Source organism: Streptomyces sp. NPDC015130 (assembly GCF_043080005.1).
In the GTDB taxonomy this organism is placed as follows: domain Bacteria; phylum Actinomycetota; class Actinomycetes; order Streptomycetales; family Streptomycetaceae; genus Streptomyces.
This window is the reverse complement of sequence record NZ_JBIBVC010000002.1, coordinates 419,348-443,119: the sequence shown is the minus strand read 5'-3', so window position 1 is coordinate 443,119 and position 23,772 is coordinate 419,348. Positions and strand designations below refer to the sequence as shown.

Annotated in this window: 22 protein-coding genes and 1 pseudogene; 10 read left to right on the top strand and 13 right to left on the bottom strand. The window is 73.3% G+C overall.

Annotated elements, in window-relative coordinates; all coding sequences use genetic code 11:
• Nucleotides 1-7 precede the first annotated feature (7 nt).
• Both ACF08F_RS05290 and ACF08F_RS05285 read right to left on the bottom strand, forming a co-directional pair.
• Nucleotides 8-1,342, bottom strand: a complete 1,335-nt coding sequence (locus ACF08F_RS05290) for an MFS transporter (RefSeq protein ID WP_392297133.1) — start codon at nucleotides 1,340-1,342, stop codon at nucleotides 8-10.
• Nucleotides 1,343-1,467: 125 nt separating this feature from the next.
• Entirely contained in the window at nucleotides 1,468-2,070 is a 603-nt protein-coding gene (locus tag ACF08F_RS05285; protein WP_392297132.1) for a hypothetical protein, read from the bottom strand.
• Nucleotides 2,071-2,176: 106 nt separating this feature from the next.
• Between ACF08F_RS05285 and npdG the strand changes: the two genes are divergently transcribed.
• Both npdG and ACF08F_RS05275 read left to right on the top strand, forming a co-directional pair.
• Nucleotides 2,177-2,908, top strand: coding sequence for an NADPH-dependent F420 reductase (gene npdG, locus ACF08F_RS05280; RefSeq protein ID WP_392297131.1), 732 nt, complete (start codon nucleotides 2,177-2,179; stop codon nucleotides 2,906-2,908).
• A gap of 38 nt (nucleotides 2,909-2,946) precedes the next feature.
• Complete coding sequence (locus ACF08F_RS05275; RefSeq protein ID WP_392297130.1) at nucleotides 2,947-3,195, top strand: hypothetical protein; 249 nt, start codon at nucleotides 2,947-2,949, stop codon at nucleotides 3,193-3,195.
• 35 nt (nucleotides 3,196-3,230) lie between these two features.
• On the opposite strand, the gene ACF08F_RS05270 is transcribed toward ACF08F_RS05275, so the two are convergent.
• Nucleotides 3,231-4,025, bottom strand: a complete 795-nt coding sequence (locus ACF08F_RS05270; RefSeq protein WP_392297129.1) for a site-2 protease family protein — start codon at nucleotides 4,023-4,025, stop codon at nucleotides 3,231-3,233.
• A 243-nt stretch (nucleotides 4,026-4,268) separates the two neighbouring features.
• Here ACF08F_RS05270 and ACF08F_RS05265 point away from each other — a divergent pair, with 243 nt between their 5' ends.
• Nucleotides 4,269-7,655: a BTAD domain-containing putative transcriptional regulator gene (locus ACF08F_RS05265; protein ID WP_392297128.1), complete on the top strand. Its 3,387-nt coding sequence runs from the start codon at nucleotides 4,269-4,271 to the stop codon at nucleotides 7,653-7,655.
• A gap of 41 nt (nucleotides 7,656-7,696) precedes the next feature.
• Here the strand turns inward: ACF08F_RS05265 and ACF08F_RS05260 are convergent, their stop codons facing one another.
• From ACF08F_RS05260 to panB, 3 genes are all read right to left on the bottom strand, one after another.
• Nucleotides 7,697-8,551 carry an ABC transporter permease gene (locus ACF08F_RS05260; RefSeq protein WP_392297127.1) on the bottom strand — a complete coding sequence of 285 codons (855 nt, stop codon included), beginning with the start codon at nucleotides 8,549-8,551 and terminating at the stop codon, nucleotides 7,697-7,699.
• On the bottom strand, nucleotides 8,548-9,543 hold the full coding sequence (locus ACF08F_RS05255; RefSeq protein WP_392297126.1) for an ATP-binding cassette domain-containing protein: 996 nt from the start codon (nucleotides 9,541-9,543) through the stop codon (nucleotides 8,548-8,550). Before ACF08F_RS05255 ends, ACF08F_RS05260 begins: the two co-directional genes overlap by 4 nt.
• 123 nt (nucleotides 9,544-9,666) lie before the next feature.
• On the bottom strand, nucleotides 9,667-10,530 hold the full coding sequence (panB, locus tag ACF08F_RS05250) for a 3-methyl-2-oxobutanoate hydroxymethyltransferase (RefSeq protein ID WP_392297125.1): 864 nt from the start codon (nucleotides 10,528-10,530) through the stop codon (nucleotides 9,667-9,669).
• 199 nt (nucleotides 10,531-10,729) lie between these two features.
• On the opposite strand from panB, the gene ACF08F_RS05245 reads away from it, so the two are divergent.
• The 3 genes and pseudogenes from ACF08F_RS05245 (at nucleotide 10,730) to ACF08F_RS05235 (ending at nucleotide 14,435) form a co-directional block, all read left to right on the top strand.
• The gene (locus ACF08F_RS05245; protein WP_392297124.1) at nucleotides 10,730-12,430 is read left to right on the top strand and encodes an MFS transporter; all 1,701 of its coding nucleotides are present in this window, start codon (nucleotides 10,730-10,732) and stop codon (nucleotides 12,428-12,430) included.
• An 80-nt stretch (nucleotides 12,431-12,510) separates the two neighbouring features.
• Nucleotides 12,511-13,170, top strand: coding sequence for a TetR/AcrR family transcriptional regulator (locus tag ACF08F_RS05240; RefSeq protein WP_392297123.1), 660 nt, complete (start codon nucleotides 12,511-12,513; stop codon nucleotides 13,168-13,170).
• A 301-nt stretch (nucleotides 13,171-13,471) separates the two neighbouring features.
• Nucleotides 13,472-14,435: pseudogene (locus tag ACF08F_RS05235) on the top strand (endonuclease/exonuclease/phosphatase family protein).
• Nucleotides 14,436-14,672: 237 nt separating this feature from the next.
• Here the strand turns inward: ACF08F_RS05235 and ACF08F_RS05230 are convergent.
• Complete coding sequence (locus ACF08F_RS05230) at nucleotides 14,673-16,433, bottom strand: NAD+ synthase (RefSeq protein WP_392297122.1); 1,761 nt, start codon at nucleotides 16,431-16,433, stop codon at nucleotides 14,673-14,675.
• Between the two features lie 131 nt (nucleotides 16,434-16,564).
• Between ACF08F_RS05230 and ACF08F_RS05225 the strand changes: the two genes are divergently transcribed.
• Nucleotides 16,565-17,239, top strand: a complete 675-nt coding sequence (locus ACF08F_RS05225) for a DUF998 domain-containing protein (RefSeq protein ID WP_392297121.1) — start codon at nucleotides 16,565-16,567, stop codon at nucleotides 17,237-17,239.
• The gene (locus tag ACF08F_RS05220) at nucleotides 17,236-18,114 is read left to right on the top strand and encodes an alpha/beta fold hydrolase (protein ID WP_392297120.1); all 879 of its coding nucleotides are present in this window, start codon (nucleotides 17,236-17,238) and stop codon (nucleotides 18,112-18,114) included. Before ACF08F_RS05225 ends, ACF08F_RS05220 begins: the two co-directional genes overlap by 4 nt.
• A gap of 29 nt (nucleotides 18,115-18,143) precedes the next feature.
• On the opposite strand, the gene ACF08F_RS05215 is transcribed toward ACF08F_RS05220, so the two are convergent.
• The 4 genes from ACF08F_RS05215 to ACF08F_RS05200 form a co-directional block, all read right to left on the bottom strand.
• Nucleotides 18,144-18,563 (bottom strand): CBS domain-containing protein, encoded by a 420-nt coding sequence (locus ACF08F_RS05215; protein ID WP_392297119.1) that lies wholly within the window; start codon nucleotides 18,561-18,563, stop codon nucleotides 18,144-18,146.
• Between the two features lie 119 nt (nucleotides 18,564-18,682).
• Nucleotides 18,683-19,261: a DUF305 domain-containing protein gene (locus ACF08F_RS05210; protein WP_392297324.1), complete on the bottom strand. Its 579-nt coding sequence runs from the start codon at nucleotides 19,259-19,261 to the stop codon at nucleotides 18,683-18,685.
• A gap of 110 nt (nucleotides 19,262-19,371) precedes the next feature.
• A complete protein-coding gene (locus tag ACF08F_RS05205; RefSeq protein ID WP_392297118.1) occupies nucleotides 19,372-20,019 on the bottom strand; it encodes a DUF3105 domain-containing protein in 648 nt (215 codons plus the stop codon).
• A gap of 79 nt (nucleotides 20,020-20,098) precedes the next feature.
• Nucleotides 20,099-20,440 carry a hypothetical protein gene (locus tag ACF08F_RS05200; RefSeq protein WP_392297117.1) on the bottom strand — a complete coding sequence of 114 codons (342 nt, stop codon included), beginning with the start codon at nucleotides 20,438-20,440 and terminating at the stop codon, nucleotides 20,099-20,101.
• A gap of 279 nt (nucleotides 20,441-20,719) precedes the next feature.
• Here ACF08F_RS05200 and ACF08F_RS05195 point away from each other — a divergent pair, with 279 nt between their 5' ends.
• Entirely contained in the window at nucleotides 20,720-22,081 is a 1,362-nt protein-coding gene (locus ACF08F_RS05195) for a glutamine synthetase family protein (protein WP_392297116.1), read from the top strand.
• Between the two features lie 63 nt (nucleotides 22,082-22,144).
• On the opposite strand, the gene ACF08F_RS05190 is transcribed toward ACF08F_RS05195, so the two are convergent.
• The gene (locus ACF08F_RS05190; protein WP_392297115.1) at nucleotides 22,145-22,483 is read right to left on the bottom strand and encodes an SCO4225 family membrane protein; all 339 of its coding nucleotides are present in this window, start codon (nucleotides 22,481-22,483) and stop codon (nucleotides 22,145-22,147) included.
• 200 nt (nucleotides 22,484-22,683) lie between these two features.
• Here ACF08F_RS05190 and ACF08F_RS05185 point away from each other — a divergent pair, with 200 nt between their 5' ends.
• Complete coding sequence (locus ACF08F_RS05185) at nucleotides 22,684-23,172, top strand: GNAT family N-acetyltransferase (protein ID WP_392297114.1); 489 nt, start codon at nucleotides 22,684-22,686, stop codon at nucleotides 23,170-23,172.
• Nucleotides 23,173-23,337: 165 nt separating this feature from the next.
• Here the strand turns inward: ACF08F_RS05185 and ACF08F_RS05180 are convergent, their stop codons facing one another.
• Nucleotides 23,338-23,769, bottom strand: a complete 432-nt coding sequence (locus tag ACF08F_RS05180; RefSeq protein ID WP_392297113.1) for a VOC family protein — start codon at nucleotides 23,767-23,769, stop codon at nucleotides 23,338-23,340.
• Nucleotides 23,770-23,772 lie beyond the last annotated feature (3 nt).

Here is a 23,772-nt window from a genome sequence, read left to right as displayed (position 1 = left end):
GACCGGCTCAGACGGTACCGGCCGACCCCTGGGGCTCCTCCTGCCGTGCGACGGCCTCCTGCTGGGCCTTGCGGCGCAGCGAGTCCTCGTCCGTCTCGGAGTCGTACGTGAGCAGCTTCGGCAGCGCCAGGCAGAGCAGCCCCACCGAGGCGACGCAGGCCACACCGCCCGACCAGACGGCCGCCCGGGTGCCGGTCCACCCGGCCATCGCGCCCGCCCGGACCTGCCCCAGCTGCGGGCCCACGCTGTAGGACAGCACCTCGATGCCGGCGAGCCGCCCGCGCAGCTCCTCCGGGATCGTCTGGTTCCAGATCGTGGCCCGGCCGAGACCGCTCAGCATGTCGCCGGCGCCCGCGAAGGCCAGACACAGCAGCACCAGCCAGATGTTCCCGAACCAGCCGGCCGCCGCGATCGCCAGACCCCAGCCGGCCGCGCCCCCGACCACGAGCAGCCCGTGCCGCCGCACCCTCGACGTCCAGCCGCTGGTCAGCCCGAGCACGAGCGAGCCGACCGAGCCGGCCGCGTACATCAGGCCGAGCGACCAGTCGGCGTCCAGCTCGTCCGCGAGGAACGGGAAGATCGTGTTCGGGAAGGCGAAGAACATCGCCGCCAGGTCGACCGCGTACGTGCCGAGCAGCACCGGCCGCGACCAGGCGTACCGCGCGCCCTCCGCGATGCCCTTCAGCGAGGGCTTCTCCGCGTCGTGCGCGGGCGGCGCGGGGGAGAGGCGGCGGCACATCAGCACCGAGGCGGCGAAGCCGACGATCGTCACCGCGTACGCCGGGGCGTGACCCGCGAACGCGACGACGAGCCCCGCGACCGCCGGGCCCGCGATCGAGCCGATCTGCCAGCGAAGCGAGTTGAGCGCCGCGGCGGCGGTCTGGTGCTCGTGCGGCACGATCCGGGCGAGCAGCGAGTCGAGCGCGGGACGCTGGAGCCCCGCGAGGGCGGACACACCGGCCGCGACCACGTACAGCGGCCACAGCATCGGCTCCGGCAGCAGCGCGTTCAGCAGCAGGAGCAGGGCGAGCACGCCCAGCCCCGCCTCCGTCGCCACGATCACCTTCCGCCGGTCCACGGCGTCGGCGAGCGCGCCCCCGTACAGCCCGAAGACGACCAGCGGCACCAGCTCGACCGCGCCCATGGCCCCCACCGCGAGCGGGGAGTTCGTCAGCTCCTTGATCTGGAGCGGCAGGGCGATCATCGCCATCGCGCCGGCGAAGTACGTCACGAGCCCCTGGCTCCACAGGAGCCGGAAGTCACGGGACGTGCGCCAGGGCGCCAGATCGGGCAGCAGGGCGGAGAGCCGGGCGGAGGGCTTGGGCGAGGGCGCGGAGGACACGAGGGGCCATGCTCCGGCCGCAGGGCCCCCGGGGCAACCGAATAAGCCGGCCCACGGGCCGGCCGGGCGGTGCCGTCCCTGCCGCGTCTCCCTCCACCGCGGCCCGCGGACGCCCGCCCCCGTGCCTACCAGCGGGACGGCGGCGGGGCCGTCAGACGGTCGGCCAGGTCCGAGAGCCGGTCCCGGAACCGGCGGCTCCCGCGCGGGGACGGCAGGCTGTTCTCCCCGGCCGCCGCGCTCACCAGGTGCTGCACCGTGTCCAGGTCGACCTCCGCCCCCTCCGCCACCGTCAGCGTCTCGTGGGCGAGCCCCCGCACCTCCGCGTCGCCACCGTCGAGCGACAGCACCGTCGCCCCGGCCCGCCGGGCGTCGTGGACCCGCTGGAGCAGCCCCGCGTCCGGCCGCTCCGGCGTCACCATCAGCAGCGTCGCCCCGCGCCCCGCCGCCTCCAGACGCCCGAGCCCCACCGCCAGGTGCGCCGGATCGCCGGGCCGCACCCGGTGCCGGACGAGCGTGGGCGCCAGCTCCGGCAGCCCCGCCCAGGCCGACTCGTCGACGAGGTGCGCCGCCAGGTGCCAGGGCTCGTACTCCGCCGTGCCGACGAGCAGCAGCCCGCCCCGGTGCGGAACGACCGAGGACCGGAGCGCCCCCGCGAAACGGCGGGCCTCGCCCGGCCACTCCGTCCCGGCGAGCACTTCCCGCAGCAACGCGACCCGTACGGCATCCATGAGGCGGCATCCTGCCCGAGCGGCGCGCCGCACGTGGCCTGTTGTGGCCGGTTCCACCCGTACGGGACGGACCCCCGCGGCCCGACCGCTCGGTAATGTCGGGGCCATGACTTCCTCGACTGCCTCCCCCGACCCCACCGGCTCCACCGCCGCGCCCAAGGCGGCCCCCAAGGACCCGTGGGACCTCCCCGACGTCTCCGGACTCGTCGTCGGCGTCCTCGGCGGCACCGGCGAGCAGGGCCGCGGCCTCGCCCACCGGCTCGCCAAGGCCGGACAGAAGGTGATCCTCGGCTCCCGGGCCGCCGACCGCGCGCAGGCCGTCGCCGAGGAGCTCGGCCACGGCGTCGAGGGCGCCGACAACGCCGAGTGCGCCCGCCGCAGCGACATCGTGATCGTCGCCGTGCCGTGGGACGGACACGCCAAGACCCTGGAGTCCCTGCGCGAGGAGCTCACCGGCAAGCTCGTCGTCGACTGCGTCAACCCGCTCGGCTTCGACAAGAAGGGCGCCTACGCCCTGAAGCCCGAGGAGGGCTCCGCCGCCGAGCAGGCCGCCGCGCTCCTCCCGGACTCCCGGGTCGCGGCCGCCTTCCACCACCTCTCCGCCGTGCTCCTCCAGGACGCGTCCATCGAGGAGATCGACACGGACGTGATGGTCCTCGGCGAGGAGCGCGCCGACGTCGAGCTCGTCCAGGCCCTCGCCGGCCGCATCCCCGGCATGCGCGGGGTCTTCGCCGGCCGGCTGCGCAACGCCCACCAGGTCGAGTCGCTCGTCGCGAACCTGATCTCGGTCAACCGCCGCTACAAGGCCCACGCGGGACTCCGGGTCACCGACGTCTGAGTCCGGGCCGCGGCCCTCGGGAGGGAGCGGCGCCGGGCATGGGGGACACTGGACGGGCACCAGCAGCCGTACCCGGACAGGAGACGTCCCCCATGCCCCGCCTCGCCCTCTACGCCCTCGTGGTCTGCGCCCTGGCCGTCGCCGCGGCCGTCGTCTCCTTCGTCCAGGGCAGCTTCCTGGGCGTGATCTGGGTCCTCCTGGCGGGCCTCTCCTCCAACATGGCCTGGTACTACGTCCGCCGCGCGAAGCTGGAGAAGCAGGCCGAGGCCGCCCAGAGCCAGGCCTGACTGTCAGGTCATGCCGGGCCCGCCCCCGGTCCGGATCAGACCCGGCAGAACTCCGGCGTCTCCTGCCAGAACCGGAACAGCTGCGAACCGCAGTACCGGCTCTCCTCCGCCACCCCGAGGGCCCGCATCAGCGCGTCGATCGCGTCGAAGAAGGCGCCGTTGACCGCCGGCACGAACAGCAGCGCGATCACGACGAAGAAGCCGTACGGTGCGTACGGCTCGATCTGCCGCTTCACCCGGTACGAGAGCCAGGGCTCCACGATCCCGTAACCGTCGAGGCCCGGCACCGGCAGCAGGTTCAGGAGCGCGGCCGTGACCTGGAGGAACGCCAGGAACGCCAGGGCGTACCGGAAGGCCACGGGCACGCCGTCCAGCGCGTCCAGCCAGAACGGCGCCGTGCAGACCAACGCGAACAGGACGTTCGCCAGGGGGCCCGCCGCCGAGATCAGACTGTGCTTCCAGCGCCCCTTGATCCGGCCCTGCTCGATGAAGACCGCCCCGCCCGGCAGACCGATCCCGCCCATGATCACGAACAGCACCGGCAGGATGATGCTCAGCCACGCGTGTGTGTACGCGAGCGGGTTCAGGGTCAGATAGCCCTTGGCCCCGACCGTGACGTCCCCGCCGTGCAGGGCGGTGCGGGCGTGCGCGTACTCGTGGAGGCAGAGCGACACCACCCACGCCGAGGTCACGAAGAGGAACACCGCCAGACCGGGCGAGGCGGCGAAGTCCGTCCACACCGCCCAGCCGGTGACGGCCATGACGGCGAGGATCGCCAGGAAGACGGGACTGATCCGCCGTTCGTGACGCCGGGTGGTGGCCGTGCTCATCGAGGGGACTCCCGAGTGCCGGAGGGCTGGTGTGCGGGAAACGTACCGGGCCCCGGCCGGGTTCCGGGGACTGGGGGGCTCCGGCCCGGGAAGGTTCCGGGCCCGGAGGCCGGCGGCCGGGAGAGGGCCGGGCCGGGAGAGCCGGAGGCCGGGAGGGGCCGGGCCGGGAGGGCGGGAGGACGCCGGGGCCGCCCCGCGCGCCCTGGTACCCGGGCCCGGGGGCCTCTCGCGGAGAATGGGCGGGTGCGTTACTCCCTGCTCGGCCCGACCCTCGCCCGCACCGCCGACGGCACCGACCTGACCGTCGGCGGTCCGCGGGTGCGCGCACTGCTGACCGTCCTCGCCCTGCGGGCCGGGCGGACCGTGCCCGTGCCGGACCTCGTCGACGAGGTCTGGCACGGCGACGAGCCGCCCGCCGACGCCGTCGCCGCGCTCCAGGCCCTCGTCGGACGGCTGCGTCGGGCCCTCGGCCGTACCGCGGTGATCTCCGCCGACGGCGGCTACCGCCTCGACGCCCGACCCGAGGACGTCGACGCCCACCGCTTCGAACGGCTCGCCGCCGAGGGAGTGGCCGCCCTGTCCGCCGGGGACGCCGTCCGGGCCGCCGCGTTCCTCGACGAGGCCCTCGGCCTCTGGCGCGGGCCCGCCCTCGCCGACCTGCCGGACCGGGACGCGGAGGCCGCCCGCTGGGAGGCCCGCCGCCTCGACGCCCGCCGGGCCCGGCTCGGCGCCGCCCTGGCCCTGGGCGAGGCCGCCGCGGTCCTCCCCGAACTGACCGCGCTCAGCGCCGCCCACCAGCTCGACGAACCCCTTCAGGCCCTCCGCATCCGGGCCCTGCGCGACACCGGCCGCGCGGCCGAGGCGCTCGCCGCGTACGAGTCGGTCCGCCGCGCCCTCGCCAACCGCCTCGGCACGGACCCCTCCCCGGCCCTGCGCGCCCTCCACGCCGAACTGCTCGCCCCGGCTCCGCCGCCCGCGCGGACGGCGGAGCCGGGGCCGCCCGTGCGCGGGAACCTCCGGGCCCGGCTCACCAGCTTCGTCGGGCGGGACGGGGACATCGCCGCGCTCCAGGAGTCCCTGCGGACGGCCCGGCTCGTCACCCTGCTCGGGCCCGGCGGCGCCGGGAAGACCCGCCTCTCGCAGGAGGTCGCCGAGCGCGGGGCCGAGGCCTGGCCCGACGGCGTGTGGGTGGCCGAACTCGCCGCCGTCACCGACCCGGAGGCCGTCCCCGAGGCCGTACTCGCGGCCGTCGGCGCCCGGGAGACCGTGCTGCGCGGCGCGGGAGCCGAGGAGCTGCGCGGTGGCAGCGACCCGCTCGCCCGGCTCGTCGAGCACGTCGCCGGGCGGCGGATGCTGCTCCTCCTCGACAACTGCGAGCACCTCGTCGCGTCCGCCGCCGAGCTGGCCGAGACCCTCCTCGCCCGCTGCCCCGGACTGCGGGTCCTGGCGACGAGCCGGGAACCGCTGGGCGTGCCGGGGGAGGTGCTGCGTCCGCTGGGGCCGCTGCCGGCGGAGACGGCGCTGCGTCTCCTCGGGGACCGGGGCGCGGCGGCCCGCCCCGGGTTCCGGACGGACGAGGACCCGGAGGCCGCGGCCGAGATCGTCCGCCGCCTGGACGGGCTGCCGCTGGCGATCGAGCTGGCCGCGGCCCGGCTGCGGATGCTGACCCTGGGCCAGATCGCGGACCGGCTCGACGACCGCTTCCGGCTGCTCACCTCGGGCGCCCGGACCGTCCTGCCCCGCCAGCAGACCCTGCGCGCGGTCGTCGACTGGTCCTGGGACCTCCTCGACGCCGCCGAACGGGCCGTCCTGCGCCGCCTGTCGGTGTTCACCGGCGGCAGCGACCTGGAAGCGGCGGAGTCGGTCTGCGCCGACCCAGGCACCGCCCCCACCCCCCTCGACGCCCCGACCCCTCTCGACGCCTCGACCCCCGGCGCCGCCCCGACCCCAGGCACCGCCCCCACCCCCCTCGACGCCCCCGCCGTCCTCGATGTCCTCGGCTCCCTCGTCGACAAGTCGCTCGTCGTCTCGGCCCCCGGCGACACCGGCATGCGCTACCGGCTCCTGGAGACCGTCGCCGAGTACGCGGGCGAGCGCCTCGACGAGGCCGGCGAACGGGCCGTGACCGAGCGGCGCCACCTCACGTACTACCGCGAGCTCGCCCGCCGGACCGACCCCGAGCTCCGCGGCTCCGGGCAGGTCGCCGCGATCGCCCGGTTCGGGACCGAGTACGGCAACCTCCGCACCGCCCTGCGCCGGGCCGTCGCCGCCCGCGACGAGGACGAGGCGCTCGTCCTCGTCCACTCCCTGCTCTGGTACTGGCAGATGCGCGACCTGCGCACCGACGCCCTGCACTGGGCCCGGTCCGCCGCCGCGCTCGGGCCCGACCCGTTCACACCGCCCGCCGCCCCCGTCGTCCCGCTGCACGAGCCGTGCACGGCCACGCCGCCGCCGCTCTCCGCGGAGCAGCGCTGGGAGGCCCGGCGCGGGGCGCGGCTCGTGGAGCTGCTCAGCATGGACCACGAGACCAGCCGCTGGACCAGCCCCGAAGGGGTGCGGCGGCTCCGCGAGATGACCGCCGTGTACGAGCCCGGCCTGCCGCAGACCTGCCGGCTGCCCGGCTCCTTCGGCGTCTTCGCGGTCCTCCTCACCGGCGAGGCCGACCGGCTCCGGGAGGTCATGGACACGACCGTCGAGGCCTGCCGCCGCAACGGCTACGACTGGGAGCTCGCCAACCTCCTCCAGATGCGCGCCAACATGTACGCCAACCGGGCCGACTGGGCCGTCGAGGCGACCGGGGACGCCGACGAGAGCCTGGAGATCTTCGTCCGCCTCGGCGACGCCTGGGGCGCGGCGGAGGCGCTCTCCTCGCGCGCCGAGGCCCGCGAGCGGCGCCTCGAGTTCGAGGGCGCGGCCGAGGACTTCGCCGCCGCCATCGGCTACGCGGAGCGGATCGGGGCCCAGTCGCAGATGGCCCTGCTGCGCGCCCGGTACGCCGACATCCTCGTCGAGACCGGCCGGCTGGAGGAAGGGGAAGCCATTCTGCGGGAGATCGTGGACGGGAGGCACGGCTGGGGCCAGGAACCGCTGCTCGGCGCCCGGCTCTTCCTCGCGCTCGCGCTCGGCCGCAGCGGACGGATCGCCGAGGCCCGGGAGCACCTGCACGTGCTGCGGCGGGAGTTCGGCTCGGAGACCCTGTCCATCTTCGAGGGCTTCGCCCTCGGCAGCCTGGGCTGGCTGGACGCTCTGGAGGGGCGGTATCGCTCCGCGTTCGACCTCGCCGCGCAGGCGTACACCCGCTCCCTGGACCCCCTGTCGATGATGATCGCCCCGCAGATGCCGGCGTACCACGCCGTCGTCGCGGCCTGGGCGCTCGCCGGCGTCGGCGGCCCGGCGGCACGCGTCGCGGCCACGCTCCTCGGGGCCGCGGCGGGGCTCCTCCCGCCCGGCCACCTGGCGCCGCCGATGGAGCGGGAGAACACGGCCGCGGCCACCGGGCTGGCCCGGTCCGCCCTCGGGGAGGACGTGTTCGCCGCGGCGTACGCCGAAGGCGACGGCCTCTCCCTGGAAGAGACCGCCGCCCTGCTCGGCAGCGCCGCCGACGCGATCAGTGAGCGCGCCGAGTCCTGACCCCCGTGGTCCTGCCCCCGTCGTCCCGGCCCGGACCCGCCTCAGGTCTTCTTGCGGAACTTGGACACCGCGAGCGGCGCCGTGACGACCGTGATCAGCAGCGCCCAGCCGAGCGTCATCCACACCGAGTGGGCGACCGGACCGCCGTTGATCAGGTTGCGGGCGGCGTCGGCGAGGTTCGACAGCGGGTTGTAGTCGGTGAAGGTCTCCAGCCAGCCCGGCATCGAGGTCGTCGGGGCGAAGATCGAGGAGCCGAACTGGAGCGGCATCAGGACGAGCATGGCCATGCCCTGGACGGCCTGGGCCGTCTTGAGGCTGAGCCCGAGCAGGATGAAGATCCACATCAGCGAGGCTCCGAAGACCATCGACAGGCCGATGGCGGCGAAGAGGTGGAAGACGGAGGTGTGGATCTCCAGGCCGAGCAGGAAGCCCATGCCGAGCAGGATCGCGGTGGCGATCAGCATCCGGCCGACCTCGACGACGATCTTGGCGATCAGGACGGAGGACCGGGCGATCGGCATCGTCCGGAACCGGTCCATGACCCCCTTCTTGAAGTCGTCGTTGATGCCCACGCCGACGGCCATGGCGATGTTCATGCCCATCATCGCCATCAGGCCGGGCGTCACGTAGTTGACGTAGACGTCGTTGTTGCCCTTGCCCGCGATGGCGCCGCCGAAGACGTACACGAACAGCAGGATGAAGATGATCGGCATCATCACGGCGTCGAACATCGACTCCGGGTCCTGCTTGATCTGGAGGGCGTTGCGGCGGGCCAGCGCGCCGATGTGGCGGAGGTTGGCCCGGAACCCGATGCGGCCCTCGGCGGTCGGCGCGGGGCGCGCGGGCGGCGTCCTCGGGGCGTCGACGGGGGACTTGGTGACAGTGGTCGTGCTCATGCGGCGGCGACCTCCTCGCTGATCGCGTCGGACTCGGCGGTCTTCTGGCCGGTGATCGCCAGGAACACCTCGTCCAGGCTGGGCAGATGGGTCCCGATGTGCGCGATGCCGAAGCCGCGCGCGCCGAGCAGCGCCACGACGGCGGTCAGCTGCTGGTCGGTGAGGATCGGCACGTACAGCGCGCCCTCGTCGGGCACGACGCTCGAACCGGCGACGCCGTCGAGACCGGTCTCGCGGAGCGCGGCGGCCATGGCGGGCAGCTGGTCCGGGTCGACCGGGCGGATCTTCAGGGTCCGGCCGCCGACCTTCGCCTTGAGCTCGTCGACCCCGCCCTTGGCGATGACCCTGCCCTTGTCGATGACGGTCAGCTCGCTCGCGAGCTGCTCGGCCTCCTCCATGTACTGCGTGGTGAGGAGGACGGTGACGCCCTCGGAGACCATCCGCTGCACCTCGTCCCACACCTCGTTGCGGGTGCGCGGGTCGAGTCCGGTCGTCGGCTCGTCCAGGTAGAGGACGGCGGGCTGCCCGATCATCGAGGCGGCGAGGTCGAGCCGACGGCGCATACCGCCCGAGTAGTTCATCGCGGGGCGCCTGGCCGCGTCGGTGAGCGAGAAGCGCTCCAGCATCTCGTCGGACCGACGGCGGGCGTCGGCGCGGGAGAGGTCGAGCAGCCGCCCGATCATGTAGAGGTTCTCCCAGCCGGAGAGCTTCTCGTCGACCGAGGCGTACTGGCCGGTGAGGCCTATGGTGCGGCGCAGCTGGCGGGGGTGCTTCACCACGTCGTACCCGGCGACGGTGGCGGTCCCGGCGTCCGGGACGAGGAGGGTGGACAGGCAGCGGACGAGGGTGGTCTTCCCGGCGCCGTTCGGTCCGAGGACCCCGAGGACGGTGCCCTCCCGGACGTCCAGGTCGACCCCGTCGAGGGCCTTCGTCGCGCCGAAGTGCTTCACGAGGCCCCGGACCTCGACGGCGTTGGTGTGTGATCGCGTCATGGCAGCCACTAGACCAGCCGCCACCGACAATCCCCCGACAGACGACCGACAGCCCGCCGATGGGGGATGTCGGCGGGCTGTCGGTGTCGTGCCGCGGTGGTCAGTGCGTCCTGTTCACCGGGGTCAGTGGAAGGTGTGCTCCTCGGCGGGGAACGCCCCGCCGGAGACGTCCTCGGCGAAGGCGCGCGCGGCGTCGCCGAGCGTCTCGCGGAGGTTGGCGTACTGCTTGGTGAAGCGCGGGACCTTGCCGCCGGTCAGGCCGGCCATGTCGGTCCAGACGAGGACCTGCGCGTCGGTGCCGGCGCCCGCGCCGATGCCGATGGTCGGGATGTGCAGCGAGCGGGTGACCTCGGCGGCCAGCTCGGCCGGTACGAGTTCGAGGACGACCGCGAAGGCGCCCGCGTCCTGCGCCGCCTTGGCGTCCCTGAGCAGCCGGTGGGCGTCCTCGTCGGTACGGCCCTGCACCCGGTAGCCCATGGTGTTGACGGACTGCGGCGTGAGGCCGAGGTGGGACATGACGGGGATGCCGGCCTGGACGAGGAGCTCGGTCTGGGGCAGGGAGCGCTCGCCGCCCTCCAGCTTGACCGCGTGGACCCCGGCGTCCTTGATCAGCCGGGTGGCGTTGCGCAGGGCCTGGACGGGCCCTTCCTGGTACGAGCCGAAGGGGAGGTCGCCGACGACGAGGGCACGCTGCGTGCCCCGGACGACGGCGGCGGAGAGGAACGTCATCTCGTCCATCGTGACCGGCACGGTGGTCTCGTAGCCGAGGTGACAGTTGCCCATCGAGTCGCCGACGAGGATCACGGGGATGCCGGCCTCGTCGAAGACGGAGGCGGTCATCGCGTCGTAGGCGGTGAGCATGGGCCACTTCTCGCCGCGGGTCTTGGCGGCGGCGATGTCGTGGACGGTGAGGCGGCGCGTGCCCTTGCCGCCGTACAGCGCCTTGCTGCTGTCGGCGGGCGGTTTCTGGGCAGCCTGAAGCGTCATGGGAAACGGCTCCTTCGTCATCTCGAGGCGCCCTGACGGCGTCCCCGGACCACATCCATGGTGGCACTTCGCCGGGCGGGCGGGGAAGTGGGCCGGAGTGGCGCTGTTCACACCCGCGCAACAGGGGGACACGTAAAGCCTCGGTCAGTTTTTTCGATACGAGACGGTCTCGTATCGAAATGGGTCTACGCTGGTCGGCATGTCGCAGCCGTCCCCTGCCTCCGCCCCGGCCCCCGCGCCGCCCCGGGTCCCCGAGGCCGTCCACCGCCGCCGCTGGGCCGTCCTCGGCGTCCTCATGCTCAGCCTGCTGATCGTCGTCCTCGACAACTCGATCCTGAACGTCGCGGTCAGGACCATCGCCGCCCCCGCGCCCACCGGCATCGGCGCCACCCAGAGCGAGCTGGAGTGGTCGATCAACTCCTACACACTCGTCTTCGCCGGCCTCCTCTTCACCTCCGGCCTGCTCGGCGACCGCCTCGGCCGCAAGAAGGTGCTGCTCTTCGGCATCACCGTCTTCGGCATCGGCTCCGCCCTCGCCGCCTTCTCCGGCTCCCCGGGCGAGCTCATCGCCTACCGCGCCGTCATGGGCCTCGGCGCCGCCTTCGTCATGCCCGCGACCCTCGCCGTCCTCATGAACGTCTTCGAGCGCGACGAGCAGCCCAAGGCCATCGGCATCTGGGCCGGCAGCGTCGGCCTCGCCATCGCGATCGGCCCCATCACCGGTGGCGTCCTGCTCGAACACTTCTGGTGGGGATCGATCTTCCTCGTCAACGTGCCCGTGGTGCTCCTCGCCCTCGCCCTCATGATCTGGCTGGTCCCCGACTCCCGGGACCCGAAGCCGGGCCGGATCGACGTACCCGGCGTGCTGCTCTCCGTCCTCGGACTCGTCCTCCTCGTGTACGGGATCATCCGCGGCGGCGAGCTGGCGAGCTTCACCGACCTCACCGTCCTCGCCCCGGCCCTCGGCGGCCTCGCCGTCCTCGTCGGCTTCGTCCTCCACGAGCGGCGCAGCGACCACCCGGCCATCGACATGGCGTACTTCCGGAAGCCCGCCTTCGCCGCGGCCGTCGCCGCCATCGCGCTGGTCTTCTTCGCGCTCATGGGCGTGACCTTCTTCTCCGCCTTCTACCTGCAGAGCGTCCGCGGCTACAGCGCCCTGCAGTCCGGGCTGCTCATCCTGCCGCTCGCCGTCGCCCAGATGGTGTTCGCGCCCCGGGCGCGGCTCGTCGTGGACCGCTTCGGCGCGAAGGCCGTGTGCACCGCCGGCATGCTGCTCGTCGCCGCGGGCCTCGCCGCCTTCGCCCTCTTCGACACCTCGACGCCGGTCTGGGCGATGGAGGTCGTCTTCTTCCTCCAGGGCGCCGGAATGGCGCACATCATGCCGCCGGTCACGGTCGCGGTCATGCAGGCGCTGCCCCGCGAGAAGGCGGGCTCCGGCTCGGCGATCAACAACACCTTCCGGCAGGTCGGCGGCGCGATGGGCGTGGCCGTCCTCGGCTCCGTGCTCTCCTCCACGTACCGCGGGGAGATCGAGGGGCACCTCGGCGGCGTCCCGGCGGCCCTGCGCGACACGGCGGGCGAGTCCATCGAGGCGACGCTCGCGGTCGCCGAGAAGCTCGGCCCGGCCGGCCGGGACCTCGTGGCCCCCGCGTACGACGCCTTCCTCGACGCCATGCACGTCACGGCCGTCGCCTCCGCGGTGATCGCCCTGGTCGGCGCGGCCGTCGTCGCCGCCTTCCTCCCGGGCCGCACGCCGCACCCGACGGAACCGGCCCCGGGCACGGCCCCGGCGGGTGGGGGTGCGGGCGCCGCGGAGGGTGGTCCCGCCCCCGACGGTGCCGCCGGGCGGGCCTCCGTCCCCGCGCCCGGCGCCGAGGCGGGAGAATCGGCCCGTCGATAGGCCGACGGGCCGACAGGCCGCAACAGCCGCCGGCCGTCGACAGCCCGACGGCCGGCCACCGGAGGAGAGGCGGAGCGCACGTGTCGCTGCAGGACGGCGGAGTCCCGGAACCCCACGACGGCGGGACCCGGTCCGCACCCGCCGGTGAGTCCGCGCCGGCACGCCGCGGCCGACCGCGGAGCGAGGCCGCCGAGCAGGCGATCTTCGACGCGGCCATCGAGCTCCTGGAGGGCGGCACCCCGCTCGCCGAGCTGTCCATCGAGAGGCTCGCCCGCACCGCCGGCGTCGGCAAGGCCACCATCTACCGGCGCTGGCCCGGCAAGGAGGAGCTCTTCGTCGACCTCCTCCGCTCCGTGGAGCTCCCGGACCCGGTGCTGCCCGGCACCTCGGTCCGGGACGACTTCGTCACGCTCCTGGAGTCGATCCGGCAGCGCGGCCTCGCCAAGCGGACCTCCGCCCTCCTCCACAACGTGTTCTCGCAGATGCAGCTCTATCCGAAGCTGTGGGAGGCGTACCACCACACCGTGATCGAACCGCGCCGCCGCCTCGGCCTGGACGCGGTGCGGCGCGGGATGGAGCGCGGGGAGATCCGCGACGACCTCGACGTCGAGCTCGTCGGCGACCTCTTCACGGGCCCCCTGCTCATCCGCACCGTCATCCGCCCCGGCGGCACCCTGGAGGAGGGCCTCGCCGAGCGGATCGTCGACTCCGTCCTCGAAGGACTGCGCCCCCGCACCTGATCCCGGCCGGCCCGGCCCGCCCCGCGCCCACCCCGACCCGCACGCACCGGACCCACCTCCCATCTGCACCTGATCCGCACGAATGTGCGCGTTCTGTCACAGGCTCGCCGCCCGCGCCACCTGCAGGAACCCGCCACGCGTCCCCACTCGTCCCTGGGGGAGTACGACGGACCCGGGATCGCCTAGTGTCGGCACCGGGTCACGCAAGACGGCAAGGCAGAGTGAAGGACAGTGCGATGGCGCGGGTGGACATGACGGATACCGAGCACGGCGGCGGCGGGAACGGGCGCCCCGGTTCCGGATCCCGGTTCCGGACCGCCCTCGACGGCCTGCGGCGCGACCGCGGCATCTGGCGCCGGGGCATCCTCATCGCCGGCACGGCGGTGGCGCTGACCCTCCTGATGGTGTTCCACGCCGAGATCCCCAACACCATCGGCAACCTCGGCAGCCTGACCGAGACCTTCCTGCCGTGGCTGGGCCTCTTCGTCCCCCTGCTGCTCGTGCTCGCCCTGCTCCGCCGCTCCGCCACCGCCCTGATCGCCCTGCTCCTCCCGGCGGTCGTCTGGCTCAACCTCTTCGGCGGCCTCGTCGCCGACAAGTCCGCCCCCGGCGGCGACCTCACCGTCGCCACGCACAACGTGAACGCCGACAACCCGGACCCCGAGGGCACCGCCCGCGATCTCGCCGCCTCGGGCGCCGACGTGCTGGCCCTGGAGGAGCTCAAGGGCGACATGGTCCCGACCTACGAGCGCGGCCTCGCGGAGGCGTACCCGCACCATTCGGTCCAGGGCACGGTCGGCCTCTGGAGCAAGATGCCCCTGCGCGCCGCGCAGCCCGTGGACATCGGGATGGGCTGGACCCGCGCCATGCGCGCCGACGTCGTGACCCCCAAGGGCGAGGTCGCGGTGTACGTCGCCCACCTGCCGTCCGTCCGGGTCAAGCTGAACGCCGGCTTCACCGCCAACCAGCGCGACAACAGCGCCAACGCGCTCGGCGAGGCCATCTCCCGTGACCGGCACCGGCGGATCGTCCTCCTCGGCGACCTCAACGGCACCATGAACGACCGCTCGCTCAACGCCGTCACCTCGCAGCTGCGCTCCACCCAGGGAGCGGCGGGCGACGGCTTCGGCTTCAGCTGGCCGGCCTCGTTCCCGATGGCCCGGATCGACCAGATCATGGTGAAGGGCGTCGAGCCCGTCTCGTCCTGGGCGCTGCCGCAGACGGAGAGCGACCACCTCCCGATCGCGGCCCGCGTGAAGCTCTGACCCGCGAAACCTTCCCTTCATCCCGCGGAAGCCATGGGGAAGAGTCCACCTGGCCGTCGCGGCCGGCTGGGGCCGGACCTCCCCGGCCCTCGTGGGCGCGGGCCTCACGGCCGTCGGCCTCGCGATCGCCGCGGTCGCGGGCCTGCTCGACCGCGCCGGTACGGCGAAGGGGGCCCTCCCGCGTCGTGGCGGGAAGCCCCCTGGAGCCCACCGAGGCGGACCGGGCGGTCCCGGAGGTCAGGGGGACGGCGTCTCCCGCCAGCGGTTCGTGATCGGCAGCCGCCGGTCCTTGCCGAAGCCCTTCGCCGAGATCTTGGTGCCCGGCGGGTACTGGCGCCGCTTGTACTCCGCCGCGTCCACCATCCGCAGCGTCCGCGCGACGACCTCCTCGGCGAAGCCCGCCGCCACGATCTCGTCCTTGCCGCGGTCCGCGTCCACGTACAGCGAGAGGATCCCGTCGAGGACGGCGTAGTCCGGCAGCGAGTCCGTGTCGACCTGGCCCGGGCTCAGCTCGGCGCTGGGCGGCTTGCTGATCGAGTTCTCCGGGATCGGCGGGGTCATGCCCCGGTCCTCGGCGGCCTTGTTGCGCCAGCGCGCGAGCCGGAAGACGGTCGACTTGTAGACGTCCTTGATGGGCCCGAACGCGCCGACGGAGTCGCCGTACAGCGTCGAGTAGCCCACCGCCAGCTCGGACTTGTTGCCCGGGGCGAGGACGATGTGCCCCTCCTGGTTGGAGAGGGCCATCAGCATCGTGCCGCGCAGCCGGGACTGCAGGTTCTCCTCGGCGAGGCCGGTGAGCCCCAGCGAGGCCATGTAGGCGTCGAACATCGGCTCGATCGACACCGTGCGGAAGTTGAGGCCGGTGCGGCGGGCCAGTTCGGCGGCGTCGCCGCGCGAGTGGTCGGAGGAGTACTTCGAGGGCATCGACACCCCGTACACGTTCCCCGCGCCGACCGCGTCGCAGGCGATCGACGCGACGAGCGCCGAGTCGATGCCGCCCGAGAGACCGATCAGGACCGAGCGGAAACCGTTCTTCGCGACATAGGCGCGCAGCCCCACGACCAGGGCCGAGTAGATCTCCTCGTCGTCCTCCAGCCGGTGCGCGTACCCGCCCGCGAGCTCCGCCTCGTACGCGGGCAGCGGTTTCTCGGAGAGCACCACCCGGTCGATCCGCAGCCCGTCCGCGACGCTGCCCTCGGGGGCGTCGGCCTCGGCCGCCGGCAGCTCCAGGTCGACGATCACACTGCCCTCGACGAACTGAGGGGCACGCGCGATGACCTCGCCCGCCGCGTCCACGACGATCGAGTCGCCGTCGAAGACCAGCTCGTCCTGACCGCCCGTCGACGCCAGATAGGCGGTGACACAGCCGGCCTCGGCGGCCCGCCTGCGGACCAGTTCGAGCCGGGTGTCGTCCTTGTCCAGCTCGTACGGCGAGGCGTTGACCGACAGCAGCAGCCCGGCCCGCGCGGCGCGCGCCGCCGGGACCCGGCCGCCGTCCTGCCAGAGGTCCTCGCAGATCGCCAGGGCCACGTCGACGCCGTGGACCCGGACGACCGGCAGCGTGTCGCCCTGGACGAAGTAGCGGTACTCGTCGAAGACGCCGTAGTTGGGCAGGTGGTGCTTGGCGAAGCGCAGCGCCACCGCACCGCCGTACAGCACGGCCGCGGCGTTCTCCGGCGACCCGGCGGGCCGGCCGAGCCTCGGCTCGGCCCGCTCCGAGCGGTCGAGGTAGCCGACGACGACCGGCAGCCCGCCGAAGCCCTCGTCCGCGAGCCGCCGGGCGAGGACGCGCAGGGCGTCCCGGGAGGCCTCGACGAAGGAGGGCCGCAGGGCCAGGTCCTCGACGGGGTAGCCGGTCAGGGCCATCTCGGGGAACGCGACGAGATGCGCGCCCTGTCCGGCGGCGTGCCGGGTCCAGTGCACGATCGCCTCGGAGTTCCCGGCGATGTCTCCGACGGTCGAGTCGATCTGATTCAGGGCGAGGCGTAGTTGAGGCACCCGGCCAGTGTAATCGTCACACCGACGCGATGTCCCGGAAAACGCCCCGCCGCATTCCCGGGACCGCAGGCCGAGCCGGGTCCACCGCGACCGCGGGGAACCTTCCCGCGCACCCTGACGTTCGAACGATCATGCCCGGAAACGTGACGAAAGCGGCAGCGGTCCTCCTGGGCCTCGGCGCGCTCGCGTACACCTCCTGGGTCCTCGAAGTCCTCGTCCGGACCGGTCTCGACCCGGTCCGGACATACGTCTCCGAACTCGCCGCCGCCGACCAGCCCCTCGGCGGCCTCTTCCGCGCCACCGACCTGGCCGCCGGCCTCCTCGTCCTCGCGGGCGCCCTCACGGGACTCGCCGCGACCGGGAGACAGGGGCGCTGGGCGCTCGGCGGCTGGATCGCGCTCGCCGTCTTCGGCGCCGCCACCGCAGTCGACTCGCGGCTTCCGCTCAGCTGCGCCCCCACCGCCGACCCGGAGTGCGCGGCGCGGGAGGACGCCGGTCTGGTGCCCGCCACCCATACGGCCCATGCCGTGAGTTCGAGTCTCGCCGTGACCGGAGCCGTCGCCGCGATGATCGCCCTGACCGTGGCCGCCCGCCGGTACGGCCACTGGCGCCCCCTCGCGCGGACGGGCCCCGCCCTCGTCGTCCTGGAGCTCGCCGCCACGGCCTGGACGCTCGCGGCCGTCGCCGCGTTCGAGGCCGGCCGGGGCACCTGGGCGCTCGGCGCGGGCCAGCGGCTCCAGGTCCTCCTGGTGGCCGTCTGGCTCGCCGTGCTCGCCGCCTCCCTCGTCCGGAGGCGGCCGCGATGACCTTCGTACGGATCGGGGGAGTCGCCCACCACGTGACCGTCGACGGCACGGGCCCCGTCTGCGTGCTGAGCGCCGGCCTCGGCCTCGGCTGGTTCGACTGGGACCCGGTCGTCCCGCTGCTCGCCCCGCACCGCACGGTCGTCCGCTTCGACCGCCCGGGCCACGGCCTCTCCGCCCCCGCGACCGCTCCGCCGACGGCGGCGGGCGAGGCGGACAGGATCGCGGCGCTGCTGGACGCGCTGGCCGGGGCACAGGAGGGCGGCGACGATCGGAACCACCCCGCCCCTCGCGGCGGCCGGCCCCACGAGGGCCCCCACCGGCCCTACCGGGCCCCGGTCACCGTCGTCGGCCACTCCATCGCCGGATTCCACGCGGAGGCCTTCGCGCGCCTCCACCCGGCCCGTACCGCCGGGCTCGTCCTCGTCGACTCCTCGGTCGAGGAGCACCCCCGGCCCACCCGTACGGACCTCGTCGCACGGGCCCTCGGCGAGGTGCTCTGCGCCGCCGGGCTCCCGGCCGCGCTCGGCCCCGCCGTCCGCCGGGCGGCCGTACGGAGCGACCCGGCCCCCGCCGACCTGGTCCGCCGCGTCTACCGCACCTCGCGCGTCCTGCGCGGCACGCTCCTGGAGAACGCGCACTACGGCGCCGTCGCCGCCGAGCTCCTCGCCCTCCGGGACCGCTTCCCCCTGCCGCCCGGCCTGCCCGTCACGGTCCTCGCCGCCCCCGGGGGCTCCGCCCGCTGGGAGCGCCGCCAGCGCGCGCTGGCCCGACGGCTCGACGCCGCCTACGAGGGGGTCGAGCGGTCGGGCCACCTGGTCATGCTGGACCGCCCGGACGCGGTGGCCCGGGCGGTACTGAGCGCGAGAGGGACCTGAGAACCGGCCCCGGCACCCGTCGGGACGGGTCAGGAAGCGGCGTACACGCTCGCGCAGAACGCCTTGATCTGCTCGTCCGACAGATGCTGGGCCAGATCGGCCTCGCTGATCATGCCGACGAGCTTCTTGCCCTCGATGACGGGGAGACGACGGATCTGGTGGCTCTGCATCTCCTCCAGGACCGCGCCCACGTCGGCGCCCGCCTCGACCCAGCGAGGCGTGCCCTTCGCCATCTCGCCGCAGGTGACCTTCGCCGGATCGTGGCCCATGGCCACACAGCCGACGACGATGTCGCGGTCCGTGAGGATGCCGCAGAGCCGCTCGTTCTCGTCGGCGATGGGCAGCGCGCCCACGTTGAGGTTGCGCATCATCTGGGCGGCACGGTCGAGCGTCTCGTGTGCGGGGATCCACTGGGCCCCCGGGTGCATGATGTCCTTCGCCGTGGTCATGAGCTGCGTACCTTTCGTCGAACGTCGTCGTACGAACGTCCCCGAGCCCACTCATTCTCGGCGCACGGCACGGCCCCCGCGACCGCAGCTGGTCACGGGGGCCGGAGAGCCTCGCGGGATCAGGCCCCGCGCTTCCTCAGCATGTCGGCCATCAGCAGGATCTCGGACTGCTGGGCCTCGACCATGCCCTGCGCGAGATCGCGCTCGACACCGGGGGCGCACCTGCTGACGCAGCCCTCGGCCATGTGCACCCCGCCCTTGTGGTGCGCGGTCATGAGCTCCAGGTACAGGACCTCGGCCTCCCGGCCGCTCGCCCTGCGCAGGGCGTCCAGCTGCGCGTTGGTCGCCATGCCGGGCATCAGCGCGCCGTCCGAGGGCCCGCTGTCGCCCGAGCCGCCCATGCCCATCCAGGCCATCGGCTCGACGCCGGACTGGAGCTTGGGCAGCCCCCACAGGTCCAGCCAGCCGAGCATCATGCCCCGCTGGTTGGCCTGGGTGTTGGCGATGTCGTACGCGAGACGGCGGACCGACTCGTCCTTCGTCCGGTCCCGGACGATGAACGACATCTCGACGGCCTGCTGGTGGTGGACGGCCATGTCCCGGGCGAAGCCGGCGTCCGCGGAGTCGGTGGCGGGGGTGCGCGGCGCCTCGTCGCGCTCGGCCGAGGCGACCGTGACGGCGCCCCCGGCGAAGAGCAGCGCGAGCGCGACGGCGGTGACCGCCGCCCACCGCGTCCGGGTGCCCCGACGCCGTACGTCGGCCGCGAACTCCGCCTCCTCGCGGGCGGAGGCGTCCTCGACCGGGCCGGTCACTGACCGACCCCGCCGGTGCAGGCGGCGCCCGGCTCGGGGGTCTGCGGGCCCTGGACGTACTTCGTGAAGAAGGCGTCGATGCGCGGGTCGGCGGCGTTGTCCACGGTCACCTGCTTGCCCCAGGCGGACAGCATGATCGCCCCGGTCTGGTCGTCCACGGGGCTCATCAGCGTGTACTTGGTCTTGCCGACCTTCTCGGCCAGCTTCTCCACGTCGGCCTTGTCGGCCTTCTTGTTGTACGTCACCCAGACGGCGCCGTGCTCCAGCGAGTGCACGGCGTTCACGTCGTTGATCGCCTTGTCGTAGACGACGCCGTCGCAGTTCATCCAGACCGGGTGGTGGTCACCGCCGACCGGCGGCTTCATGTCGTACTTCACGGCCGTCTCGACGTGGTTGCGGCCGAGCTTCGCGGCGTCCCAGGTCTGCTCGGACTTGATCGGGGCCTTGGCGGCGGCCTCCTTGGCGTCCTGCTCGTCGGACTTCTTCATCAGCACGAAGGTGCCGAAGCCGACGAGGCCCAGGACGACGACCCCGGAGACGCCGACGGTGATCAGACGGTTGCGGCGCTCGCGGGCCTGCTCGGCGCGGCGCATCTCCTCTATTCGGGCGCGGCGGTCGGCGTTGGCGGAGCGGTTGGCGGCCATGGTGATGTCGTCCTTCTTCAGGGATGGGGGGTGGAGTTCGGTGCGGGACACACGGGTACGGGCGGAGGGCCCGCCACCCCTATGTCCGGAGAACTTGAAGGACGTGCAGGTCCGGCGCGCGCGGCCGGACACCGGAGCGGCGGGCCGGGCCCTCACCCGAGGGCGGGTCGAGGCGCGGGAGCCGGCCCTCCGCGTGGAGCGGGGGGTCGAGCGGAGGAGCGCTGAGCACCGCGGGGGAGAGGGAGGGGACGAGGGAGCAGCCGTCGCGGTCGTACGGGCAGATGTACTCGGCCACGACCGTCGACACCCGCGGGCCCTCGGCCTCCGGCGCCGCCGGGTGATGGGGATCGGTCCCGGGGCCGGGCCCCAGACAGACGAAGAGCGCGGCGAGGAGCGTCGCCACGGCACTCGCCAGTGCCATGGGACGCGCGTGTCGGAACAGGCGTACGAGCCGCGTGGCCCCCATGGGCGGAGATCGTAGTGGGCGCGGACCGTCCGTGGGCCGAACGGGGTACCACCGGCTGCCGCCGAACGCCCGAACATCCCCGGCGCCCTCCCCGCCCCGTTACCTGCGTCACACCCGAGCAGGCACTATGGGTGTGCAACGTGCGCGAAACCATGTGGTGGGATGCTCAGGTGCCCCCCGATGCATCGGAGGCGGTGGGAGCAGGCGGCCTGACCAGCAAGGATGGGTGTGGAAATGGACAAGCAGCAGGAATTCGTGCTCCGTACGCTCGAGGAGCGCGACATCCGCTTCGTACGCCTGTGGTTCACCGATGTGCTGGGCTTCCTGAAGTCGGTGGCCGTGGCTCCGGCCGAGCTGGAGCAGGCCTTCGACGAGGGCATCGGCTTCGACGGCTCGGCGATCGAGGGCTTCGCCCGCGTATACGAGTCGGACATGATCGCCAAGCCGGACCCGGGCACGTTCCAGATCCTGCCCTGGCGCGCCGAGGCGCCCGGCACGGCCCGCATGTTCTGCGACATCCTCATGCCCGACGGCTCGCCGTCCTTCGCCGACCCGCGCTACGTCCTCAAGCGGGCCCTCGCGAAGACCTCCGACCTCGGCTTCACCTTCTACACCCACCCCGAGATCGAGTTCTTCCTCCTGAAGGACAAGCCGCTCGACGGCACGCGGCCCACGCCCGCCGACAACTCGGGCTACTTCGACCACACCCCGCAGAACGTCGGCATGGACTTCCGCCGCCAGGCGATCACGATGCTCGAATCGATGGGCATCTCGGTGGAGTTCTCCCACCACGAGGGCGCGCCGGGCCAGCAGGAGATCGACCTCCGCTACGCGGACGCGCTCTCGACGGCGGACAACATCATGACCTTCCGCCTGGTCATGAAGCAGGTCGCCCTCGAACAGGGCGTCCAGGCCACCTTCATGCCGAAGCCGTTCTCCGAGTACCCCGGTTCGGGCATGCACACCCACCTGTCCCTCTTCGAGGGCGACCGGAACGCCTTCTACGAGTCGGGCGCCGAGTACCAGCTCTCCAAGGTGGGCCGCTCCTTCATCGCGGGCCTCCTGAAGCACGCGGGCGAGATCTCCGCGGTCACCAACCAGTGGGTCAACTCGTACAAGCGCATCTGGGGCGGTTCCTCCCGCACGGCCGGCTCGGGCGGCGAGGCCCCCTCGTACATCTGCTGGGGCCACAACAACCGCTCGGCCCTCATCCGCGTCCCCATGTACAAGCCGGGCAAGACGGGTTCGTCCCGCGTCGAGGTCCGCTCCATCGACTCGGGCGCCAACCCGTACCTGACGTACGCGGTCCTCCTCGCCGCCGGCCTCAAGGGCATCGAAGAGGGCTACGAACTCCCGGCCGGCGCCGACGACGACGTCTGGGCCCTCTCCGACGCGGAACGCCGAGCGATGGGCATCGAACCCCTCCCGCAGAACCTCGGCGAGGCGATCGCCCTGATGGAGAAGAGCGAACTGGTCGCGGAGACCCTCGGCGAGCACGTCTTCGACTTCTTCCTCCGCAACAAGAAGCAGGAGTGGGAGGAGTACCGCAGCGAGGTCACCGCCTTCGAACTCCGCAAGAACCTCCCGGTGCTGTAAGCGCAGGTCAGGTCGACCGACGACGCGGGGCCGCCGGTCACGAACCGTCGGCCCCGCGTCGTTTCATGTCGTGGTGGTACGGACCCGCTGCGTGAAGGCTCCCCGGAGTCCCCGGTACGCGAGGCCGAGGAGGAAGGAGTGGAGCAGCGCGGCGAAAGCCAGCACCGCGACGAAGTACGCGGTCGCCAGGGCCGATTCGCCGCTCACCAGGTCGGGGAAGAGGAGAAGCATGTTGGTGGGCATGGTGAGCAGGAGGAGCCAGATGGCCGCGAAGCTGGGGTCCGCGCTCCACGGGGCCAGCACCACGGGGATCGCCGCCACGGCCACCAGGCCGAGGTAGACCAGCGAGGCGGGGTTCGCGAACGTGAGCCGGACAAGGGTGCGCGGGCGGCTGTCTCGCATGATCGGTTCCTCCTGGATGGATCTGTTCCGCCGTGTCGGCGGTGGTTCCATCGTGCGGCTGGGTCGCATCCCGTCGCCTGAGTAGCGCTACTCAAACCGTCCTGGGGGCCTGCGCGTTGAGTTCAGCGTGGCTGCTCACGGCTGCTGGTCCCGGAATGAAATGCGTTGCCGCGGGGGTGGGCACGGATCAGACTGCGTCGGTGAAGATCAGTTCAGTCGCCACCGAGCGGCTCGTGTTGTATCCGATGACCGTGGACGCCGCCGAGCGTGTCGTCGCCCAGGAGCCCGGGGCCGGGGACGTGTGGGCAGAGGGGTACCCCCGGGACGGGGATGTCCGGGCGCTCACCGGGTTCCTCCGGGGGGTCGCCGAGAGGGGCGACCCGGGGGTGTTCCGGCACTACGAGATACGGCTCGACGGGGTCGTCGTCGGGGGCATCGGCTTCCACGGGCCGCCGGACGAGCTGGGCGTCGCGACCGTCGGGTACGGGCTCGCGCCCGGGGCGCGCGGCAAGGGGTACGCCTCCGAGGCCCTGCGCGCGCTCATCGAGGTGGCCCGGCGGGGCGGGGCCTCCGGGGTCAAGGGGGACGCCGACATCACCAACCCCGACTCCCACCGCGTCATGGAGGCCGCCGGGATGCCCTGCATCGCCGAGGACGACACGCTGCGCCACTTCTACCTGGGGTTCTAGGGCGTGTTGCGAAAGTAGCGCCAGACGCCGTCGGGCAGGCGGGACTTTCGCAACACGCCCTAGAGGCCTCGGCGCCCGGCGGCCTCGGCGATGCAGGGCACAGGCCCTGCCGTCACGGCGCCCGGCGGTCACAGTGCCGCCGGGCCCCGGCCGCGCCGAACCGGCTCAGCGTTCCGACAGTTCCGACGGGGCCTCCTGCGCGACCCAGCCGTTGCCGTCCGGGTCCTCGAAGGTCATGAACGAGTTCCAGGTCCCGCCCTTGCCGTCCTCCCAGCCGGTCGCGCCGACGTGCATCACGGGGGAGACCTCGACGCCCCGGCCGACCAGTTCCTCCCGCGCCGCCTCGATGTCCGTGACACAGAGCTGGAGGCCGTGCAGCGTGCCGGGGGACATCACCTTCGCGCCCGGCATCGTCGGCATGCCGCTCAGCAGGGCGATCGAGCAGCGCGAGCCCGGCGGCGTCGCCTGGATGATCCGTGTGCCGGGCGCCACCTCGTCGTCCAGGTCGATCTTGAAGCCGCACCTGTCGCCGTAGAACTCCTTCGCCCGGTCCATGTCGGTCACGGGGACGGGGACGACCTCCAGTGTCCAGTTCACGAC